We start from the raw sequence: 19,285 nt of genomic DNA, 5'->3' as shown, positions 1-19,285 counted from the left end.
TTCATACAATTAGTGTTACCTGCAATATTAAAATGAATGATTGTTATAGTGACAAAATGAAACAAAAACAGTATAATGTAAAGATAAATAATGAGGAGCTATATTTTATGAGTGGAGTCGTTCTTAACTAATCAAAGTAAATATTGGATCATTATAAATGATGTACTTATTTTTTAAAAATAGGACGTTTATTTAAGTGTATTTATTTGATCCTGTACTTTAAGTTAAGAACATTGGTATAGTTCGTTATTTATATACGTACGACACATCTCTGTGCCAATTGCACAGTTTTTTTGTGCTATTTGAGTGTAACGTTTGACACAAGATCAAACATATAGAGCCCTCGTACATTTTATAAAGACGACAATGAATCTTTGTTCATTGTCGTCTTTTTTTATTTCAATTCATTTAAAACGGAGGAAAGAACATGAACCAACATACGATTGAAACTTTAGAATTTACTAAAGTGCAAAAAGAAATAATGAAGTATTCTTTATCCCAAGAGGGTAAACAAAAATTAAAGGCTATGAAACCAATATACCAGTTAAATGCGATTCAAAGTGCTTTAGCTGAAACAACAGAGGCAAAAACAATTTTAAAGAGAAACACAAGTGTACCTGTTCATAGCTTAAATGGAATGGAGCAATTAATGGGAAGGTTAAACAAAGGAATGATATTACGTCCCGATCAATTTAACAAATGTATTGAATTTTTAGATAGTGTAAAGAAAATGAAACAATTTATGAAAGACAAGGAAAGTATAGCTCCAAGAGTTAGCTCATATATTTATTCAACCTCAGATTTTTCTCATTTACATGAAGAAATAAATCGATGTATTCGCAATGGAAAAGTAGATGATAGAGCTAGCAAGGCAATGAGTAAAATACGAAAAAATATTTTAATACTAGAGGCAGAAATGAAAGAGAGAATTGAAAAAGTATTAAAATCAAAAAAATATGCTAAATTTATTCAAGAAAAGATAGTGAGTATGAGAGATGGACATTACGTCATTCCAGTGCGTAAAGAATATCGAAAGAATATAAACGGGGTTGTTTATGATACTTCTGCCTCTGGCTCAACTGTATTTATTGAACCAGAAGATGTAAGTAGGTGTCATCAAGAGCTACAATTATTGAAAATTGACGAGCAACTTGAAGAGGAAAAAATTTGTTCCATGCTAACCAATTTAATTGAAGAATCTGAACCAGAATTAAATATTGCAATTGAAATGATGATTCATTATGATGTTTTGTTTGCTAAAGCAAAATACAGTCAAGAAATAAATGGTCTAGCTGTTTCCATGAATGATGTTCAAATCATAAACTTGAAAAATGCAAGACATCCGTTACTAGGTGCGGATGCCGTTCCTTTAAATGTAAAGATAGGCGAATCATATGATGCTCTAGTGATTACTGGACCAAATACGGGAGGCAAAACAGTAACGATTAAAACAGTTGGATTATTAACTATTATGGCCCAATGTGGTTTGCATGTTCCAGTAGGGGAAGAAAGTGAGTTAAGTATATTTGATCATATCTTAGTAGATATCGGTGATGGTCAAAATATAGAGCAGTCATTAAGTACATTTTCTTCAAGAATAAAAAATATTATTGATATATTGTCTAAAACAACAGATAAAACTCTTGTCCTTATTGATGAATTGGGTTCAGGAACAGATCCAGGTGAAGGGATGGGATTAGCTGTTGCAATATTGGAAGAATTGTATGAAAAAGGAGCTCTCATATTTGCTACAACTCATTATAGTGAGATCAAGAAATTTGCATCAAAACATAAGGGTTTTGAAAATGCTTCAATGGAATTTGACCGAAAAACATTACACCCTAAGTATAAATTATTGATAGGCAAAGGTGGGGATAGTCAAGCTTTTCATATAGCTATAGGTTTAGGTATGCATCCAAAACTAATAGAAAAGGCGCATTTAATCACTTATAAAGAAAAAAAGTTTTATGAATCAAACGCGTCTGGGACAAGGGAATGGAGAAATCAAGAAAAACAATTAGCGTCAAAAAAACGTTTCAAAAAGATAAAAAAAGAGCAAAAAAGTAAAAGTGAAGAATTACCTAAATTTCATATAGGAGACAATGTATTTATACCGTATTTAAAACAATATGGTATTGTTTATAAGCCAGTAAATGAAGTTGGAGATGTCGTGGTAATGATCAAAGGGGAGAAAAAGGTTCTCAATCATAAACGAATTAAACTGCATATCAAAGCGGAAGAATTATATCCAGAAAATTACGATTTTGATATCATTTTTGAAACAAAAGAGAATCGTAAGAAACGGAATCAACTAACTCGAAAACATGTTGAAGGATTGAGTATTGAGTATGATCGGGATGAGGTATAGGAGCACAAAGAAAATTAAATTTCTTCGGTACTTGCACAGATAGGTAATCGCCCACATAAGATATAACATTCTCTTTTTATGTGGGGGTGTTAACACATGCCTGGTTTCTTTGCAGCTTTAGCGTTGTTTGCTAAGGAGTTAGTGTTTTTTGTTTCCTATGTAAAAAACAATGCTTTTCCCCAACCTTTAGCTGAAAAAGATGAAGCCAAACATTTACGATTAATGGCAGAAGGCCATCAGGAATCTAGGAACATTCTCATCGAGCATAATCTTCGTTTGGTTGCTCACATTGTAAAGAAATTTGATAATACTGGTGAAGACATTGAAGATTTAATTTCCATCGGAACAATTGGTTTAATCAAAGCGATTGAAAGTTATAAAGCCAACAAAGGGACGAAGTTAGCAACGTTTTCAGCTAGATGTATAGAAAACGAAATATTAATGCATCTTCGTTCTTTAAAGAAAACAAGAAAGGATGTATCTCTTCAAGATCCAATTGGAACGGACAAAGAAGGTAATGAAATCACGTTAATTGATATTTTAGGAACAGAATCAGATGAAGTAGTAGACAAAGTTCAATTAAAAATTGAAAAAAGTAAAATTTACAGCAATCTTCATATTTTAGATGATCGAGAGCGTGAAGTTATTAAGGGGAGATTTGGATTAATTCAAGGAGGAGAAGAACTTACACAAAGAGAAATTGCAAAAGATTTAGGTATTTCTAGATCCTATGTATCTAGGATTGAAAAGAGAGCTTTAATGAAGTTATTTCATGAATTTTATAGAGTGAAAAAGTTGTAAGAGATTCTCACTAGCTTCGATAAGCTTGTGGGGATTGGTTTTAGTACAAATAAAATCATGATGTGGTTGTAACTTCAAATTGTTATATTTTTCTTGACAATAAAAAAAGGAAGATGTTAAGATAGTTGAGACTTTAAATTAATGGGAGGTTACGTAACGTGAGCTTATACATTTATTTTAATCAAAATCAGAAAAAATCATATTACGTGACCTTAGCGGATCATTAACTTTTTATCTTATATTTATATATTGTTTTCAAAAAGAATTGATGATGCAGGTCACTTATATTATTGTGAGCTGCATTTTTATTTTTTGATAAATTCATTAAATAGACGTATCGTAGCTGCGATGTGTCTATTTTTTGTTTTTCATAAGTTTTACTAAGAATTGAATGAGGTGTTTATTATGAAGTGGAGAGACTGGGATCGGAATTTAAAAGTTAGGTTGTATGGAGAAGCTGTAATCAACATATTATTTTGGATGTATTTTCCTTTTATGGCTATATATTTTACAGAAGTTTTCGGTAAAGGTACAGCTAGTATATTAATGGTAACTTCTCAATGTTTAGGTGTTATTGCAAATTTATTTGGAGGATATTGTGCTGATCGATTCGGTAGAAAAAGAATGATGGTTTATTCATACTTAGGTGTATCATTTGCATTTTTAATGTTCCTTTTAGCAAATTCTCCCTGGTATGAATCACCTATTTTATCATTTATTTCATTTTCATTATTAGGGATTTTTGGTGCTTTTTATTGGCCAGCTAGTCATGCCATGATAGCTGATGTGGTTCCAGAAAAAGATCGCACTCAAGTTTTTGCTGTATTTTACATTATGATAAATATATCTGTAGTTGTAGGGCCAATATTAGGAGGTTTTTTCTTTTTTGATTATCGGTTTGAATTACTAGCTGCAGCGTTTATAACAAGTGTTATTTTCACAATTGTTCTTCAAAGGCTCATACGTGAAACAGCTCCAAATGTAATTGAGAAAACAAATAAGGAGAATAAAGATGAACAATGGTATTCTTTCTTAATAGAGCAGGGTAGAAATTACAGTGTTATTATTAAGGATAAAGCCTTCTTTTTATTTATAGTTGCAGGAATTTTACTGGCACAAACCTTTATGCAAATGGATTTGCTGTTGGTGTATATATATCTGAATCTGTACCGAATCAAACTTTATTTAACTTCAATAATTGGTCGTTTGATGTTTCAGGTAAAAAAGTCTTTAGTTGGATTCTTGCTGAAAATGGACTACTTGTTGTATTGTTTACACTTTATGCTACAAAAGTTGCCGAACGTTTCGAACCATATAAAGTGTTTATGGCTAGTGCATTTACGTATGGAGTATCTATTTTATTGTTTGGTCAGACGGTTCAAATTTGGGGATTGATATTTGCAATGTTCATATTTACAGTAGCAGAGTTAATGGCTGTTGGGATTCAAGAGTCCTTTGTTGCTAAGCTAGCACCAAAAGAAATGCTAGGACAGTATTATGCCGCTGCAAGTTTACGATATACAATCGGGAAAACCATTGCTCCATTATCTATATCTTTAACAACATGGATTGGTTTTCAATTGACATTTATGCTAATCGCTTTATTGGCTTTTATAGGTGCAGGATTATATTATGTAATGGCTGTTTTGATGAGGAAACAAAAAGGTTTAAATAAGAACTTAAACGGAGTAGAGATGAATAATTAATGATTTAAATATTGATATGCTAAGGGGCTGTCATACTAATAGCCCCTTAGATATATTTATTTCCGACTAATGGAATGTATTTTAGAAGTTGATCTAATATTTCATTTTGTTGATCATCTTCAATTGGGGACATATTTCTATTAAAACTACTTAATACAATTCTATCATCCAAATATATTTAATTTACTAAATCTTTTAATTTTCAAAAATTATAATGTGTAAAAAAAAAACATATGATAAATACGCTGTTGATTTTTAATGCATTCATAAACAATCTTTGACCTAAATGACCTGAACATATACAATGATGTAAGATCATTTTGTGTGTCAAAAATAAGTGGAGGATTATAATGAAACGTCAAATAGAAGATATAGAATTACTGGCACCTGCGGGTAATTGGGTTTGTATGAAAGCAGCAGTAGCCAACGGAGCAGATGCTGTTTATTTTGGAGTAGACAAGTTTAATGCTCGAGTAAGAGCTAAAAACTTTACAATAGAAGATTTGCCTGAGGTTATGTCTTTTTTGCATACTTATGGAGTAAAAGGGTTTGTTACGTTTAACATCCTTGTGTTTGAGGATGAATTAGAAGCAGCAAAACAGTTGGTTGAAGCCTGTATGGATGCAGGAGTAGACGCTTTGATTGTACAAGATTTGGGATTAGTTAAAATGATTCGTGATATCTCACCTGACTTTCCTATTCATGGTTCTACTCAAATGACAATTACTTCACCTGAAGCAGCAGAGTTTACGAAATCTTATGATATGGAAAGAATTGTTTTAGGAAGAGAAAATAATTTGAAACACATTCAACGAATTGGAGAAGAGGCCAAACTGCCAATGGAGGTCTTTGTTCATGGTGCACTTTGTGTTTCCTATTCTGGTCAATGTTTAACCTCAGAAATGTGGGGAGGGCGTTCAGCGAACCGAGGTGAGTGTGCTCAAGCTTGTAGATTGCCTTATGACATGATGGTTGACGGTGAACATCAACCAATGGGAGATGTCACTTATCTATTGTCTCCAAAAGATTTAGCAGCAATTGAAATCGTACCAGAACTGATAGCAGCAGGGGTTACTTCTTTTAAAATAGAAGGTAGATTAAAAAGTCCTGAATATGTTGCGAATGTAGTGAGTAAATACAGAAAAGCGATAGATCGGTATTTTAAAGGTCAAAATGCAAAACCAAATAAACATGAAATGCGCGAATTGCAGCAAAGCTTTTCACGTGGTTTCACATTCGGATTTTTAAAGGGGACAAACAATAAACAATTAGTAGAGGGGACATTTCCTAAAAGCAGAGGCGTCTTTTTAGGTGATGTAAAACAAGTAACTAAAAGAGGTGTTGTTTGTAAGTTAGAAGCTCCTTTGAAACGTGGTGATGGGATCGTTTATGATGCTGGTGACCCAACTAAAGATGAAGAAGGCGGACGTATTTACGATTTAAGAGTTGATGGTGTTAAGTTTGAGGGTGAGGCAAGAGAAGGACAATGGATTGAGATTATATTAGGTCGCAACGATATCAATTTACAAAGAGTGCATGTTGGTGAACGAATATGGAAAACGAATGATCCAAAATTAGATAAAACACTGCGTGAAACGTTTGAAACTGAAAAACCTTATCACATTTTTCCATTAGAAGTGAAGGTTTGTGGCAAAGAGGGAGAACCACTAACCGCAGAATTTACTGATATAAAAACCAAACATAAAGTTACAGTACAAACAGATAGGGATTTAGAAAAAGCGATCAAAAGACCTTTAGAGGATGAAATTTTACAGGATCAGCTAGGTCGTATGGGTGGTACAATTTTCTATTTGGAAAAAGTAATTAATCATTTACAAGGACAAGTCATTGTTCCAATCAAAGAATTGAATAAAGTCCGACGTGAAGCGGTTGAACAGTTAGTCAAAAGTCGTCAAAAACCTATCATTTATACAAAAAGAGAAGTTGATGTATATGCAGATGCTTTTATGAAACAAAAACCAGCTAACCAACCTAACCTTGTAATTCTGTGTAGAAGTTTAGAACAGGTTCAAGCTGTATGTGAAACACATATTGAATGGATTTACGCAGATTTTGAATTTATAAAACAATATCCAGCTGCGGTAGAAAGTGTCCGAAAAGCAGGGAAAAAGATTGCTCTAACTACACCTCGTATTCATATGCCAGGTGAAACAGGATACTTCAATCATATTTTAAGGTTGAGTCCCGATGCAGTACTTCTAAGAAATACAGGAGCTGTGTATGATTTTATAAAAAGAAAAGAGCAAAATCCGACTGAAGTATTCCCACAAATGTTCGGTGATTTTTCCTTAAACATGGCAAACCATAAAACCATTGCCCTTTTCCTAAATTCAGGATTGGATCGCTGTACACCTTCATATGATTTAAATATTCAGCAAATGATGGATTTATTAAACAAAACGGATACGTCTAAATTGGAAGTGGTAATACATCAACATTTGCCAATGTACCATACAGAGCATTGTGTTTATTGTACTTTTTTAAGTGAGGGAACAGATTATACGAATTGTGGAAGACCTTGTGAAGAGCATAGAGTTTCCTTAAGAGATCGAATTGGAATGTCACATCCTGTTCGTGTAGATGAGGGCTGTCGGAATACTGTTTATAATGCAATTGAACAGTCTGGAGCGGAATATTTAAAACATTTTATGAAATCTGGTGTATCTAATTTCAGAATTGAATTTTTAGAAGAATCTGCAGATAAAGTTAAAGAAGTAATTACCTTGTATGACAAAGCAATAAAAGGTGAGATCAGTGGTACTGAAGTGTGGAGAACATTAAAAGCTACCAATCAGTTAGGAGTGACTAGAGGTCAGCTTACAAAATAAACATATTTCTCGGGAAATAGACTGTTTTAGTTTTGATAATGACTAGGGTTTCTTTTCAAATTAAACCATATAAATATGTACACTAAGATAACTATCGGTCAGTTGTGCACAAATTTCAAATAAAAAAAGGACGTATGAAAATCCGTCCTTTTTTATCTATTTAATAAAACTAACTTTTTCGTAAAATACGTGCATCAAATAAAAACGGACCAAATGGAACAATCGAAGCAATTCCTGCAAGAAAAGCTATTTTCAATGGCCATTTATGTTCAGTTAAAACATATAAAATAGTAAGAACATAAATAATAAATAAACCTCCGTGAATAGCTCCAACAATGGAAACTGCTAATGGAACTTCAAAAATGTACTTAAGGGGCATTGCGATAAAAAGTAGGATAAGGAAAGATAATCCTTCTGCAAACCCGATATAACGAAAAAACTGAATTGATTTACTCAATTAAAATCTGCTCCTTTTTCTAAATTAAAATCATTATATCAAAAATGGTAGAGTTAAGAGGAGAAAAATGAATATTTTTCATGACAAATGAGCGAGATATTAGTAAATTGAAACTTTCCTCATTATATTTCCGTATATCTATAAAGAAACTTGCCAATTTGTGCACTTGTGCTCTAATTTAAAAATAATTATTTTAATAAATTATTAAAGTATAAAAAATTGGAGTTTGATTATAGGAGGGACATGCATGGAGCAATCATTAAAAACAAAAGTGGATGAAATGTTAGAGCTTTATTTTACAATTGAAAAAGACTTTAGGTGGGAAAACAATCTATCTCTTCACTTTGCTGCACTAACCTATACTCAAAAGCACATTAAATATGAAAAAAACAGAATAAAAAATACTAATGACTACATTAAAAATCAAACTAGACTGTTTTCAAGCTTTAGAAGTAATATGTTTATGATTTCCATGTTGTTGTGCAGTGAATTTGACGATCCAGAATCACAATTTTTAAAATTGTTAACTTATGAAAAATGGTTTAAAGAAGCAGGTTTTAAAAATAGTGAGTATATGCCTATTACTTGTTATGCATTATTGTTATCTTGTGAAGAAAGCATGATGGAAGAACGGATAAGGAAATCATTAGAGATATTTAAAGAAATCAAAAAGTATCATCCGTGGATTACAAGTGGTGATGATTACCCACTATGTGTGATGTTAGCTAATTCTGAATCACCTACTGAAAAAAGTATTCAAAATATCATTGAAATTTATAGAGCTTTAAATGAGCACGGATTTAGAAAAGGGAATGGTCTGCAGCTGCTTTCTCACATCTTGTCATTTAGCTATGAGAATATACAAATAAAATCTGAAAGATGTAAAAGTATATTTGATCAATTGAAGAAAAACAAATTGAAGATTGATTCACAGTATTATGCAGCACTTGGATTAATCACCTTATTAGATGATGATCAACATGAAGTTGTTACAAATTTAATTGAAGTTGCTAACTACTTAAAAAGGCTCAAAAAATATAAATGGTTAGGAAGAGGAATGAATGTACTTTTAGCTTCTGTTATCGTGAGTAAGCAATATATTGAAAATAAAACTGAACAAAACAAGTTGATTGACACAACATTAAGTGTATCAATTGAAGCATTAATCGCTGCACAGACTGCTGCTGCAGTATCTGCGATTGTCGCAACATCAGTAGCAGCATCAACTATAAATTCACAGTAATGATATTAGTGGTTGTTCAAAAAATCCCCTTTTGATCACGAAGTATCTGTAGGAGGTTTACTCAACATCGAATCTTGAAAATGTAGGTCGACTAAGATTACAACACATCCTTGTGTTGAACATCGACATCAGTTCATCCATGAACTGAAAGTCCGATGCTCATGTAGAATACCCTACACTTGCTATCCTCTAAAAAGTGAAGGGTGGCTTTTGAAGAGTAATCCTAATACTTTTCGGGGACCCCGAGGAACACTGGATTATGCAGGTTCAAGCCAGATTCTAGGTGTTGAAAAACTGAACTTTTTGAACACGCACTATTAGAAGAACACAATAAATAAGGAAATTCTATATAAAATTTTAGGATCATTGACCAAGCTTATGGAAAATGATCCTATTTATTTTTCTTTTACTTTTGAGTTAAAACACGTGGAAACAAAATATTGTTTTCTAAATGAACGTGTTGAAAAATATCTGATTCTAATGCTTCTAAACGTTGATAAACAAGTCTATAGGTCCCACAAGCTCCATTTGGAGGAGTAAAATCATTCGTAATTTCTCTCAATTCTTTTATACAATCACCTGCAACGTCATGCTCATCCTCTAAATCAATAATGGCTTTTTTTAATATTTGTAAATCTTCGTCAGAATGGGTGTCTTCATATGAAATGATTAATGGAAAAACTTCATTTTCTTCTTTTATTGTATGTTGTTCTAATTCAGTTTTTAGTTGATGAAACAAAGAATGGACTTTTGCTAAATGTTTTTGTTCAGTTCCATGAACTCTGAAAACTTTTGTAACATACGGACTTAATTGTGGTAACTCTTCATTTAAAAATCGATGATGGGTGTTGATAATATGATGGATTAAATCTGTAGAAGAAATGGCTGTCCAATCTTTGATGTTTTCTTTAGATTTTATCATATCCTGATACAATTCGTTCAAGGTTTTTAAAAGATCTTGTAGTAATACTTCTTTACCTTCAACAGCGTTTTTTATAGGTTTTTCTCCTCCACAACAGAAATCAATTTTATATTGTTTAAAAAAGTCAGCAGATTTGGGAAATTTCGTAACAATGTCTCTAACAATAGTTTGCTCATGAAAAGGTGCCTCCATTGTCTTACCCTCCTAAATAAAAGATTAGTACTTTCATATAAAAGATAACGTATAACAAGACCTTGTGTTGTGATTCGAATCACACCCACGATATGGAATGATTTAGCTGATATTTGCACACAATAAAATGATTTTAGTTCAAAATATTTATTATAAAAGGGTTGAATATATGATATATAAATCGATTTTAATAACCATAACTTCAATTGTATTTATCATGTTGATTCTTATTGCGGGTTTGGATCAAAATCCTTCTGAATTAAATAAAGCTGAATTAAATCTGAACACTTTAAACTATAATCTCTCGTCTTCAAAACCTGTAGTATTGATTATTGTAGACTCAATAATGGATGAATCATTACAAAATGCCATTCAAAGTAGTGAAATCCCTGCTATAAAATTTTTGATAGACAAAGGAAAGTACTTTCCGAACGTAGTCAGTAGTTATCCAACGATGTCTGTTACAATAGATAGCTCGATATTAACAGGAAAATATCCAGATCAACATCAAGTTCCAGGATTAGTGTGGTATAACGAGGAAGAAAAACGTGTCATTACTTATGGTAGTGGAATGATGGAAATTTGGAAACATGGTATATACGATATGATATTGGATGGTCTAAAGAATTTAAACGAAAAACATTTAAGTCCCAACGTAGAAACAATTTATGAGATTCTTTCAATGAAAGAAATGGATTCAGCTTCAATCAATGGTTTAATTTATAGAGGGAATAATACTCAAACACTCTTTCTGCCGAATACTTTTTCTCAATTTAGTGAATTGCCAGACAAAATTAATGTAAAAGCTCCTACTTTTTTTTCATTTGGCAGCTTGTCACAAATGAATCCAGAAAATCAAAACCATCATGTTTGGCAAAAGTTTGGTTTAAATGATCAATTTTCTACAAATGAACTTTTATTTTTAATGAAAAATCAAATACTGCCTCCTTTTTCAATGGTTTATTTTCCAAACAATGATCAAGTTGTACATAAAAAAGGAGTGGATGAAATTGAGGGTCTTAAAAAAGTAGATGATCAGTTACAAAAGATTTTAAATTTCTATCCAACCTGGGACGAGGCTATAAAAAAAGTAAATTGGATCATATTAGGGGATAGTGGCCAATCGAGGATAGGTAAAGATAAAGATAAGAATTTGATAAGACTAAAGTCACTGTTGAAAGAATACCAAATATATGAGTTAGGTTCAGAAGTTAAGGAGCATGACCAGATTTTATTATCTGTAAATGAACGGATGGCTTATATTTATGTCTTAGATGACAATATTTCTTTACAAAAAATAGCTGAGCAAATAAAGCAAGATAATCGAGTTGATTTTGTAGCTTGGAAAGAAGAAAAATCAATACATGTGCTTTCCCCAGATCATAATGGCAGTTTAAGTTTTGAACCTAATCATGTAATTCAGGATATGTATGAGCAATTTTGGTCAGTAGAAGGGAATTTGGAAATACTAGATCTTGATTTTAAAGATAATGAGTTACAGTATAACACTTACCCTGATGCGCTTGCCAGGTTGTATGGAGCTTTGCATTCACATCAAGGTAGGTTTTTAGTAGCAGATGCTAAAATTAAATATGAATTTACAGATGAATACTCACCAATACATATAGGAGGAGCAGGTCATGGCTCATTACATATAGATGATTCATTGGTACCAATGATTATAACAGGTCCAAACTCATCTCCTAAATATACACGGATTATAGATATTAAGGATTGGATTTTACAATTGATGGATATTAATAAGTCCAATAAATAAAAAAGAAGTTGAGCTGCATTTTCAACTTAATACATGTTGTAGGCGTTTGATACCTTTTTCCATTTGTTCAAAAGCTGAATATGTGAAATTTAATCTCATCGTATTTATTTCAGCTTGACCAGTGTAAAATACAGTACCTGGTACAAAGGCAACTCCTTTTTGTACTGCTTTTTTTAATAATTCTGCAGAGTTTATTGTAGAATCTTCCATAGTCAACCAGAGGAACATTCCACCTTGAGGCTCAACCCATTTGGCAGGAATTTCATATTCTTTTAATAGATGTGTCATTTGATCTTTTCGCTTTTTGTATTCACTACAAATAGTAAGGATATGCTGATCAAGATCAAAGTCTTTTAATAAAAAATATAATGCTTGTTGATCAATCATACTCGAATGAATATCCGCCGTTTGTTTTGCTTTTGTAATTTGCTGAATAATATTCTCATTACCAATAACCCAGCCTGTTCTTAGTGCAGGTGCTACAATTTTTGAAAAAGTACTTGTATAAAGAACTGGGTTAAAATCATTTGTTGTATGTAAAGAATAGATAGAAGAACAGTCTGTTGTTTTGTTAAACTGAATTTCTCCATATGGATCATCTTCAATTAATATGGTTTCAAACTGTTTACATATTTGTAGTATTCCTTGTTTTCTTTCTTTACTCCAAACACGTCCAGTTGGGTTTGCAAAGGTAGGGGTAACATAAATGAATTTAGGTTGATAACGTTTTATTTTTTCCGTTAAATCATTTAGATTCATCCCGTCATCATCACTACTAACTTCGATAACATTTGCTCCATAACCCTGAAAAACTTGTAATGCAGCTAAATAAGTTGGATTTTCAATCAGTATCGTATCACCACGATTTATAAAAACCTTTGTGATGAGATCAATGGCTTGTTGAGAACCCGTTGTAATTTGAATCTGATCCAAGTTCGCTTGAATGCCTTTTAATAACATCCTTTTACAGATTTCTTCTCTCAGTAAACTATGACCTTCTGTAATCCCATACTGAAGTGAATTCTTTCCTTGTTCAAATACTTTAACAAAAGCTGATTGAATTGATTTATCAGGGAAAAAGTCCTCTGCTGGCAATCCCCCTGCGAATGAAATGATATCATTGCCCTGAGTTAATTTTAAAATCTCACGGGTAGCTAACGTTTTTAATTGTTGTATTGACTCTGAAAAATGGAGTTTCATTCACAATTTGCCCCCTTTATATAATGTTATATTGATTTTTACACACAATAACAGAATATGGCAAGAACATTTTATATATGAGCTAAATCATTTCTTTCATTGAAATCGATTTTATTTCATTCAAGTATTGAGTTATAATATTAAAAATTAAAAAATGAAATAACTACCATTTAGGAAGGATGTAATAAACAAAATGAATCATAAAGATAAAAAAACGCGTGTTGTTGTCATTGGAGTTGGTGCAGTTGGTTCTACAACAGCATATACATTGTTATTACGTGAACGTATGACAGAACTTGTGTTGATTGATTACAATAAACAAAAAGCTGTGGGTGATGCGCTGGATATGAATCATGGCTTGCCTTTTACTGGTAAAACAAAGGTATGGGCTGGAGATTATGAGGATTGTGCGGAAGCCGATATTGTAATTATCGCTGCAGGTGCTGCACAAAAGCAAGGTGAAACAAGGCTGGATTTATTAAAAAAGAATGTAATGATATTTGATAGTATTATTGAAAATGTAACAAAGTATAATCAACATGGTATTTTATTAATTGCTTCAAATCCCGTAGACATTATGTCTTATTTCTCATGGAAAAAGTCTGGATTTCCTAAAAACAGAATTATAGGATCAGGAACGCTTTTGGATAGTTCAAGATTTAAATATCTAATTGGTGAAAAAATGAATGTTGATCCTCGAAGTATTCATGCAAAAATTATTGGTGAGCATGGAGATTCAGAGGTACCAGTGTGGAGTTTAGCTAATTTTGCTGGTATACCATTAACACTTTCTGATGAAGATAAAAAGCAAATTTTTGAAAATACCAGGGATGCAGCCTATCAAATCATTCAAGCTAAAGGTTCTACGTACTATGCAATTGCATTAGCTTTGGATCGAATATGTACAGCAATTTTACGAGACGAAAGCGCAGTTCTGAACGTCTCTACATATATAGAAAATTATCAAGGCGTTTCAGATGTTTATATCGGTGTTCCTTGTATTGTAGATCAATCAGGTATAAGAGAAGTTGTTGATATAACTCTAACGGATGAAGAGAAACAAAACTTTCAAGGTTCAGCTCGAAAAATGAAAGAACAAATTGAGAAAATAAATGCAGAGTTAGAGTAAAAATTGAGAAAATAAATGCAGAGTTAGAGTAAAAATAAAAAATAAACGATTAAAGAAACAATTTAAATTTAAGGAATAATTTTAAAATGAAGTTAGTTTGATCTTTTTGTAAACCGAGTAAATTTACATGTATATACTTATCATTTGGCAGTTGCAGATTCCCCTTCTGATAAGAAACAGACAATAGTTTGAATGATAGTAATTATAAAAAAACACCCTTAGGGTGTTTTTTTGTTCACTTATGGTAAAAAAAATCTTGGTTTTAATTCGTATTACCAGAACCATAGTCAGTTCCGTTGATGTATGCCGAATTTCGGAAATGTTCTTCAGTATTATCTTGTTTGCCTGTATTTATATGAGGTTGATCGGCTTTTTTTCTGTCTTCTTTTAAAGAAATAACAACTGCTGTTATGAAGAAAGAAAAAAGTATTGTGAAGATAAATATCCAAAGTAACATTTGAATCACTCCAATCATTTGATCTGAACTTTTTCTATTTAATACCATTTTATAACAGATTGAAACATATGTGCAATACTCAAATTTCAAGAAGTAGTGAGGATACAAAGGGAATATTTAATTTTTAAGCAAAAGTTATAGTCCTTTATACTGTGGTTCTTCATTTTCTAACTGTTGAACTCTTGTCCCGATTTGATCCACGACTTGTTGTGTGGTTTGTGCGCAATTTTCAAATAAAGTTTTTGCTGCTTGATTTTGAGTACTTAATGCAAATTGTTCCAGACTTGCTTGAGCACTCTTTAATGAAGCTAAACAAGTTTTTACATCTGATGCTACAGTCATATTTATACACCTCGTTTCCATTTCAACCTCATTGTATTTTACCCTATTTATGATTTTTCTAATTGGAAAAAAAATACGATTCATAACATAAGCCAACATTGCAGATAATGTAAATATTAATCAAGATAAAGGAGTGGAACATTTTGCTGCCTGAATGGATTCAAATTGTTTGGAAGTCTTTAGCTGCGATTGTCCTTATGTTTTTGCTAACTCGCTTTTTACTTGGCAATAGACAAATTTCAGAATTAAATTATTTTCAATATATTGTCGGTATTACCATTGGGAGCTTGGCTGGATTTAGTTCCATAGATTTCTTGAATTGGGGTACTGGATTAATAGCATTAACTGTTTGGGTTGTAGTTGCATTTTTTATTGAGAAGTTGTTATTAAAAAGTAAAAAAATTCGGGATTGGATGGAAGGAAAAGGAACGACATTAATTAAAGATGGCAAAATATTAGAAGATAATATGAAGAGGGTCAAATATAATACGGATGATTTATTATCACAACTAAGAAAGAAAAACGCTTTTAACGTAGCAGATGTTGAGTTTGCAGTTTTAGAAACTTCGGGAGATCTATCTGTTTTATTAAAGAAAGAATATCAACCCATTACACCTAAACATTTTGGGTTGAATTTACCAAATGAGCAAGAATCACAGACGGTGATCATGGATGGAAATGTGCTTAATGAGCCATTAGCAAACATCGGATTAAATCGTGAATGGTTACATACGGAATTAGAAAAACTAGGAGTTACTATTGAAAATGTATTTTTAGCTCAAGTAGATAATTATGGTGAACTCTATGTAGATTTATATAATGATCAGCTTCAAGTTCCAGAACCTCAACAAAAGGCTATTTTATTGTCAACATTGAAAAAATGTGCAGCAGATATAGAACTGTTCTGTTTATCTACTGAAAATCAAGATGCAAAAAAAATGTACGAAACTAATTTAATGAAGTTAAACAAAATGATTTCTAGACTAACACCACTACTAAAATAAGGAGATGTTTTTATGGCGAATAAAAAGAAAAAAACGTTAACTCCTGTACAACAGCAATATCAATCATTTGCAAAGGAAAGAGAACCACAAAGACCCGTTATAAAAAATTCAATACGTGCATTTTTTGCTGGAGGTACTATTTGTTTGATAGGACAAGGTATTCAAGACGCAATGGTCCATTGGTTTCATTATGAAGAAGACAAAGCAGGAGACCCGACGGTTGCGATATTAATACTCATTTCCATTATTTTAACCAGCCTTGGTGTGTATGATAAATTTGCACAATGGGCAGGGGCAGGATCAGCAGTACCTGTCACAGGTTTTGCAAATTCAATGTGTTCTGCAGCTTTGGAACATCGTAGTGAAGGATACGTGCTTGGCGTAGGGGGTAATATGTTTAAACTTGCTGGTTCTGTAATTGTATTTGGTGTAGTTGCAGCCTTTATTATTGGAATTATTCACATCTTTTTAGGAACCGGAGGATCTTAATTATGTTGCAAGGTCATCAAAGTTGGAAGTTTGAAAATAAACCCGTTATTCTCTCAACAGCCACTATAGTAGGACCTGAAGAAGGAAAGGGACCTCTTGTGAATGATTTTGATATTATTCATGAAGATAATTGGATAGGTCAAGACAGTTGGGAACAAGCAGAGCAAAAATTTATGGAAGAGACTGTAAAATTGGCAATTAAAAAAGCAAATCTTACTACAGATGGGATCGACTTCTATTTAGGAGGTGACCTTATGAATCAGATCATCAGTAACAGCTTTACAGCTCGAACATTAGCCGTACCTTATTTGGGAGTATTCGGTGCATGTTCAACCTCAATGGTAAGTTTATCGCTATCTTCCTTATTGGTTAATTCTGGAGCTGCAAATCATATTGCATGTGGTGCTTGCAGCCATAATAGTTCTGTGGAAAAACAGTTTAGATATCCGACAGAATATGGCTCACAAAAACCTCCAACAGCACAATATACAGTTACTGGTGCAGGAGCTTCTATCATTGCCAAAGAAGGAAAGGGACCTAGAGTGACTGGGGCTACGATTGGAAAAGTAGTGGATATGGGAATTACAGACCCGTTTAATATGGGAGTAGCCATGGCACCAGCGGCAGTGGATACGATTGAGGCTCACTTAAGAGATTTTCAAATCTCACCTGATTATTATGATTTAATTGTGACAGGTGATTTAGCAAAAGTAGGCCATCAAATTGCTACAGATTTGTTTCACAAACATAAAATTCCGATAGATCAAACGGAATTTAAAGATTGTGGACTAATGATTTACGAACTTGATAATTATTTAATTATTGCAGGTGGTAGTGGATGTGGATGTTCTGCAGTAGTGACATATGGTCATTTAATGAAAAAATTACGAAATGGGGAACTAAATCGAATACTCGTTGTTGCAACAGGGGCTTTACATTCCCCTATATCTTATCAGCAAGGGGAGAGTATTCCTTGTATAGCACATGCAGTAAGTATAGAAAGTGAATGAGGTGATGAATTGATACAATATTTTTGGGCATTTGTAGTTGGAGGCGGAGTCTGTGTGATTGGACAATTTTTGTTGGATGTAGGAAGAATGACCCCTGCTCATACGATGAGTACACTTGTTGTAGCAGGTGCAGTACTTGATGGAATTGGATGGTATGAACCTTTTGAGGATTTTGCAGGAGCAGGTGCTACTGTACCGATTACAAGTTTTGGTAATGCACTGGTACATGGAGCTTTAGCAGAGCTGGAAAGAGATGGTTATATAGGTGTGATAACTGGAATTTTTGAGGTAACAAGTGCTGGTGTCTCAGCAGCAATTATATTCTCTTTTATTGCTGCATTGGTGTTTAAGCCTAAAGGATAACTGCATAAAAACAGAACCTGCTTCCTGATTTTTAAGGAAGCAGGGTAAATCTCATGTTTGTATTTTTTATAACATCAGCTGACCCCTCTCGTAATACTATTGTAGCGAGCACTTAGGGTGTAAGTGTCAATTCATTTGTTGCCTATTTTAAAATAACTCCTCTTTAAGCTTTTCAACATGAATCAAGAATCCTTGCTCGTTCTCCTGTATCAGGTTGTTCTTTTTAAATTTATTTAAAGTTCTATTGATGGTTTCTCTAGTAGAACCTATCATGTTAGCCAACTCACGATTTGTAAATTGAGTCGTAAGCTGTATGAAACCACCATCAGTCATTTCACCATGTTTTTTTCCTAGACGTAAAAGCAACATAATGATTTGCTCATAAGTATTATGTAAAGTTTTTTCTTCCAACTGATTTTGTAAATCAATGATCTAAAACTCTAAACAGCTTTATGCTAACCTCTGGGTATTGAAGTAGCATTTTTTCAAAATCTCTAATGGATATGACGAATAAATTAGCCTCTTCCGTTACTTCTGCATGTGCAGGAAAAGCACCTTGCCTAAAAAAACCTACATGAGGGAACATCTCTCCTTTTTGAAGTATGGATACGATTTGTTCTTTTCCATTTTGATCTGTTTTATAAATCTTTAACATCCCACTTTGAATAAAATATACTCGATCCAGTGGATTTCCTTGCATGAAAACTAACATTCTTTGTTTATATTTTCTTAGTTGTGTAATGTTTACAATGGCATCGAGTTCCTCATCATTTAGTTCCCTAAATAATTGTATTTGATGCAAAAAGGATTTGATTACCTCTATATTCATCTAATAATTGCTCCTTACCTTTCACTCATAAAATCCTATTCTTCTTTTAATATAAAGCAATGATTTTTTTATGTAAAATAAATTTCTAACTATATAGGAAGGAAGTTTAAAAGTTTTATTGATTCTTCAAAAGTGCTATTATGCAAA

16 protein-coding genes and 2 pseudogenes are annotated in these 19,285 nt (G+C 32.6%); 12 read left to right on the top strand and 6 right to left on the bottom strand.

The genetic code is table 11. The annotated features are described in order from the left end of the window. The first annotated feature begins 427 nt into the window (after positions 1 to 427). The 5 genes and pseudogenes from ERL59_RS11345 (at position 428) to ERL59_RS11330 (ending at position 7,724) form a co-directional block, all read left to right on the top strand. On the top strand, positions 428 to 2,368 hold the full coding sequence (locus ERL59_RS11345; RefSeq protein WP_160646334.1) for an endonuclease MutS2: 1,941 nt from the start codon (positions 428 to 430) through the stop codon (positions 2,366 to 2,368). A 96-nt stretch (positions 2,369 to 2,464) separates the two neighbouring features. Further along, complete coding sequence (sigK, locus tag ERL59_RS11340; protein WP_160646333.1) at positions 2,465 to 3,169, top strand: RNA polymerase sporulation sigma factor SigK; 705 nt, start codon at positions 2,465 to 2,467, stop codon at positions 3,167 to 3,169. Positions 3,170 to 3,574: 405 nt separating this feature from the next. Beyond that, positions 3,575 to 4,294 (top strand): annotated as a pseudogene (locus ERL59_RS21415) (MFS transporter); the annotation flags it as partial. Between the two features lie 143 nt (positions 4,295 to 4,437). Beyond that, the gene (locus ERL59_RS21410; RefSeq protein ID WP_328699941.1) at positions 4,438 to 4,875 is read left to right on the top strand and encodes an MFS transporter; all 438 of its coding nucleotides are present in this window, start codon (positions 4,438 to 4,440) and stop codon (positions 4,873 to 4,875) included. Positions 4,876 to 5,225: 350 nt separating this feature from the next. Next, complete coding sequence (locus ERL59_RS11330) at positions 5,226 to 7,724, top strand: U32 family peptidase (RefSeq protein ID WP_160646332.1); 2,499 nt, start codon at positions 5,226 to 5,228, stop codon at positions 7,722 to 7,724. Positions 7,725 to 7,893: 169 nt separating this feature from the next. Here ERL59_RS11330 and ERL59_RS11325 read toward each other — a convergent pair whose 3' ends face one another. After that, positions 7,894 to 8,181 (bottom strand): DUF3817 domain-containing protein, encoded by a 288-nt coding sequence (locus tag ERL59_RS11325; protein WP_160646331.1) that lies wholly within the window; start codon positions 8,179 to 8,181, stop codon positions 7,894 to 7,896. A gap of 247 nt (positions 8,182 to 8,428) precedes the next feature. Between ERL59_RS11325 and ERL59_RS11320 the strand changes: the two genes are divergently transcribed. Continuing rightward, a complete protein-coding gene (locus ERL59_RS11320; RefSeq protein ID WP_160646330.1) occupies positions 8,429 to 9,424 on the top strand; it encodes a DUF4003 family protein in 996 nt (331 codons plus the stop codon). Between the two features lie 406 nt (positions 9,425 to 9,830). Here the strand turns inward: ERL59_RS11320 and ric are convergent, their stop codons facing one another. After that, entirely contained in the window at positions 9,831 to 10,538 is a 708-nt protein-coding gene (gene ric, locus ERL59_RS11315; RefSeq protein WP_160646329.1) for an iron-sulfur cluster repair di-iron protein, read from the bottom strand. A 169-nt stretch (positions 10,539 to 10,707) separates the two neighbouring features. Here ric and ERL59_RS11310 point away from each other — a divergent pair, with 169 nt between their 5' ends. Continuing rightward, positions 10,708 to 12,315 (top strand): alkaline phosphatase family protein, encoded by a 1,608-nt coding sequence (locus tag ERL59_RS11310; RefSeq protein WP_235929863.1) that lies wholly within the window; start codon positions 10,708 to 10,710, stop codon positions 12,313 to 12,315. A gap of 21 nt (positions 12,316 to 12,336) precedes the next feature. Here the strand turns inward: ERL59_RS11310 and ERL59_RS11305 are convergent, their stop codons facing one another. Further along, positions 12,337 to 13,515 (bottom strand): aminotransferase-like domain-containing protein, encoded by a 1,179-nt coding sequence (locus tag ERL59_RS11305; protein WP_160646328.1) that lies wholly within the window; start codon positions 13,513 to 13,515, stop codon positions 12,337 to 12,339. A gap of 193 nt (positions 13,516 to 13,708) precedes the next feature. Between ERL59_RS11305 and ERL59_RS11300 the strand changes: the two genes are divergently transcribed. Further along, positions 13,709 to 14,644, top strand: coding sequence for an L-lactate dehydrogenase (locus ERL59_RS11300; RefSeq protein ID WP_160646327.1), 936 nt, complete (start codon positions 13,709 to 13,711; stop codon positions 14,642 to 14,644). Between the two features lie 262 nt (positions 14,645 to 14,906). Here ERL59_RS11300 and ERL59_RS11295 read toward each other — a convergent pair whose 3' ends face one another. Both ERL59_RS11295 and ERL59_RS11290 read right to left on the bottom strand, forming a co-directional pair. Further along, entirely contained in the window at positions 14,907 to 15,101 is a 195-nt protein-coding gene (locus ERL59_RS11295) for a hypothetical protein (protein WP_160646326.1), read from the bottom strand. Between the two features lie 135 nt (positions 15,102 to 15,236). Continuing rightward, positions 15,237 to 15,443, bottom strand: coding sequence for a DUF1657 domain-containing protein (locus ERL59_RS11290; protein ID WP_160646325.1), 207 nt, complete (start codon positions 15,441 to 15,443; stop codon positions 15,237 to 15,239). Positions 15,444 to 15,586: 143 nt separating this feature from the next. On the opposite strand from ERL59_RS11290, the gene ERL59_RS11285 reads away from it, so the two are divergent. Genes ERL59_RS11285 through spoVAE form a run of 4 tightly spaced genes read left to right on the top strand, consistent with a single transcriptional unit; the run spans position 15,587 to position 18,309 of the window. Next, the gene (locus tag ERL59_RS11285) at positions 15,587 to 16,447 is read left to right on the top strand and encodes a DUF421 domain-containing protein (protein WP_328699940.1); all 861 of its coding nucleotides are present in this window, start codon (positions 15,587 to 15,589) and stop codon (positions 16,445 to 16,447) included. Between the two features lie 12 nt (positions 16,448 to 16,459). Beyond that, positions 16,460 to 16,936 (top strand): stage V sporulation protein AC, encoded by a 477-nt coding sequence (spoVAC, locus tag ERL59_RS11280; protein WP_160646324.1) that lies wholly within the window; start codon positions 16,460 to 16,462, stop codon positions 16,934 to 16,936. Between the two features lie 2 nt (positions 16,937 to 16,938). Next, positions 16,939 to 17,946 (top strand): stage V sporulation protein AD, encoded by a 1,008-nt coding sequence (gene spoVAD, locus ERL59_RS11275; RefSeq protein ID WP_160646323.1) that lies wholly within the window; start codon positions 16,939 to 16,941, stop codon positions 17,944 to 17,946. A gap of 12 nt (positions 17,947 to 17,958) precedes the next feature. Further along, a complete protein-coding gene (spoVAE, locus tag ERL59_RS11270) occupies positions 17,959 to 18,309 on the top strand; it encodes a stage V sporulation protein AE (RefSeq protein ID WP_160646359.1) in 351 nt (116 codons plus the stop codon). A gap of 147 nt (positions 18,310 to 18,456) precedes the next feature. On the opposite strand, the pseudogene ERL59_RS11265 reads toward spoVAE, so the two are convergent. Then, a pseudogene (locus ERL59_RS11265) lies at positions 18,457 to 19,138 on the bottom strand (Crp/Fnr family transcriptional regulator). Between the last annotated feature and the right edge of the window lie 147 nt (positions 19,139 to 19,285).

Origin of the sequence: Chengkuizengella marina, assembly GCF_009910845.1 — a bacterium.
In the GTDB taxonomy this organism is placed as follows: Bacteria; Bacillota; Bacilli; order Paenibacillales; family KCTC-33759; genus Chengkuizengella; species Chengkuizengella marina.
This window is presented reverse-complemented; position numbering and strand designations above follow the sequence as displayed.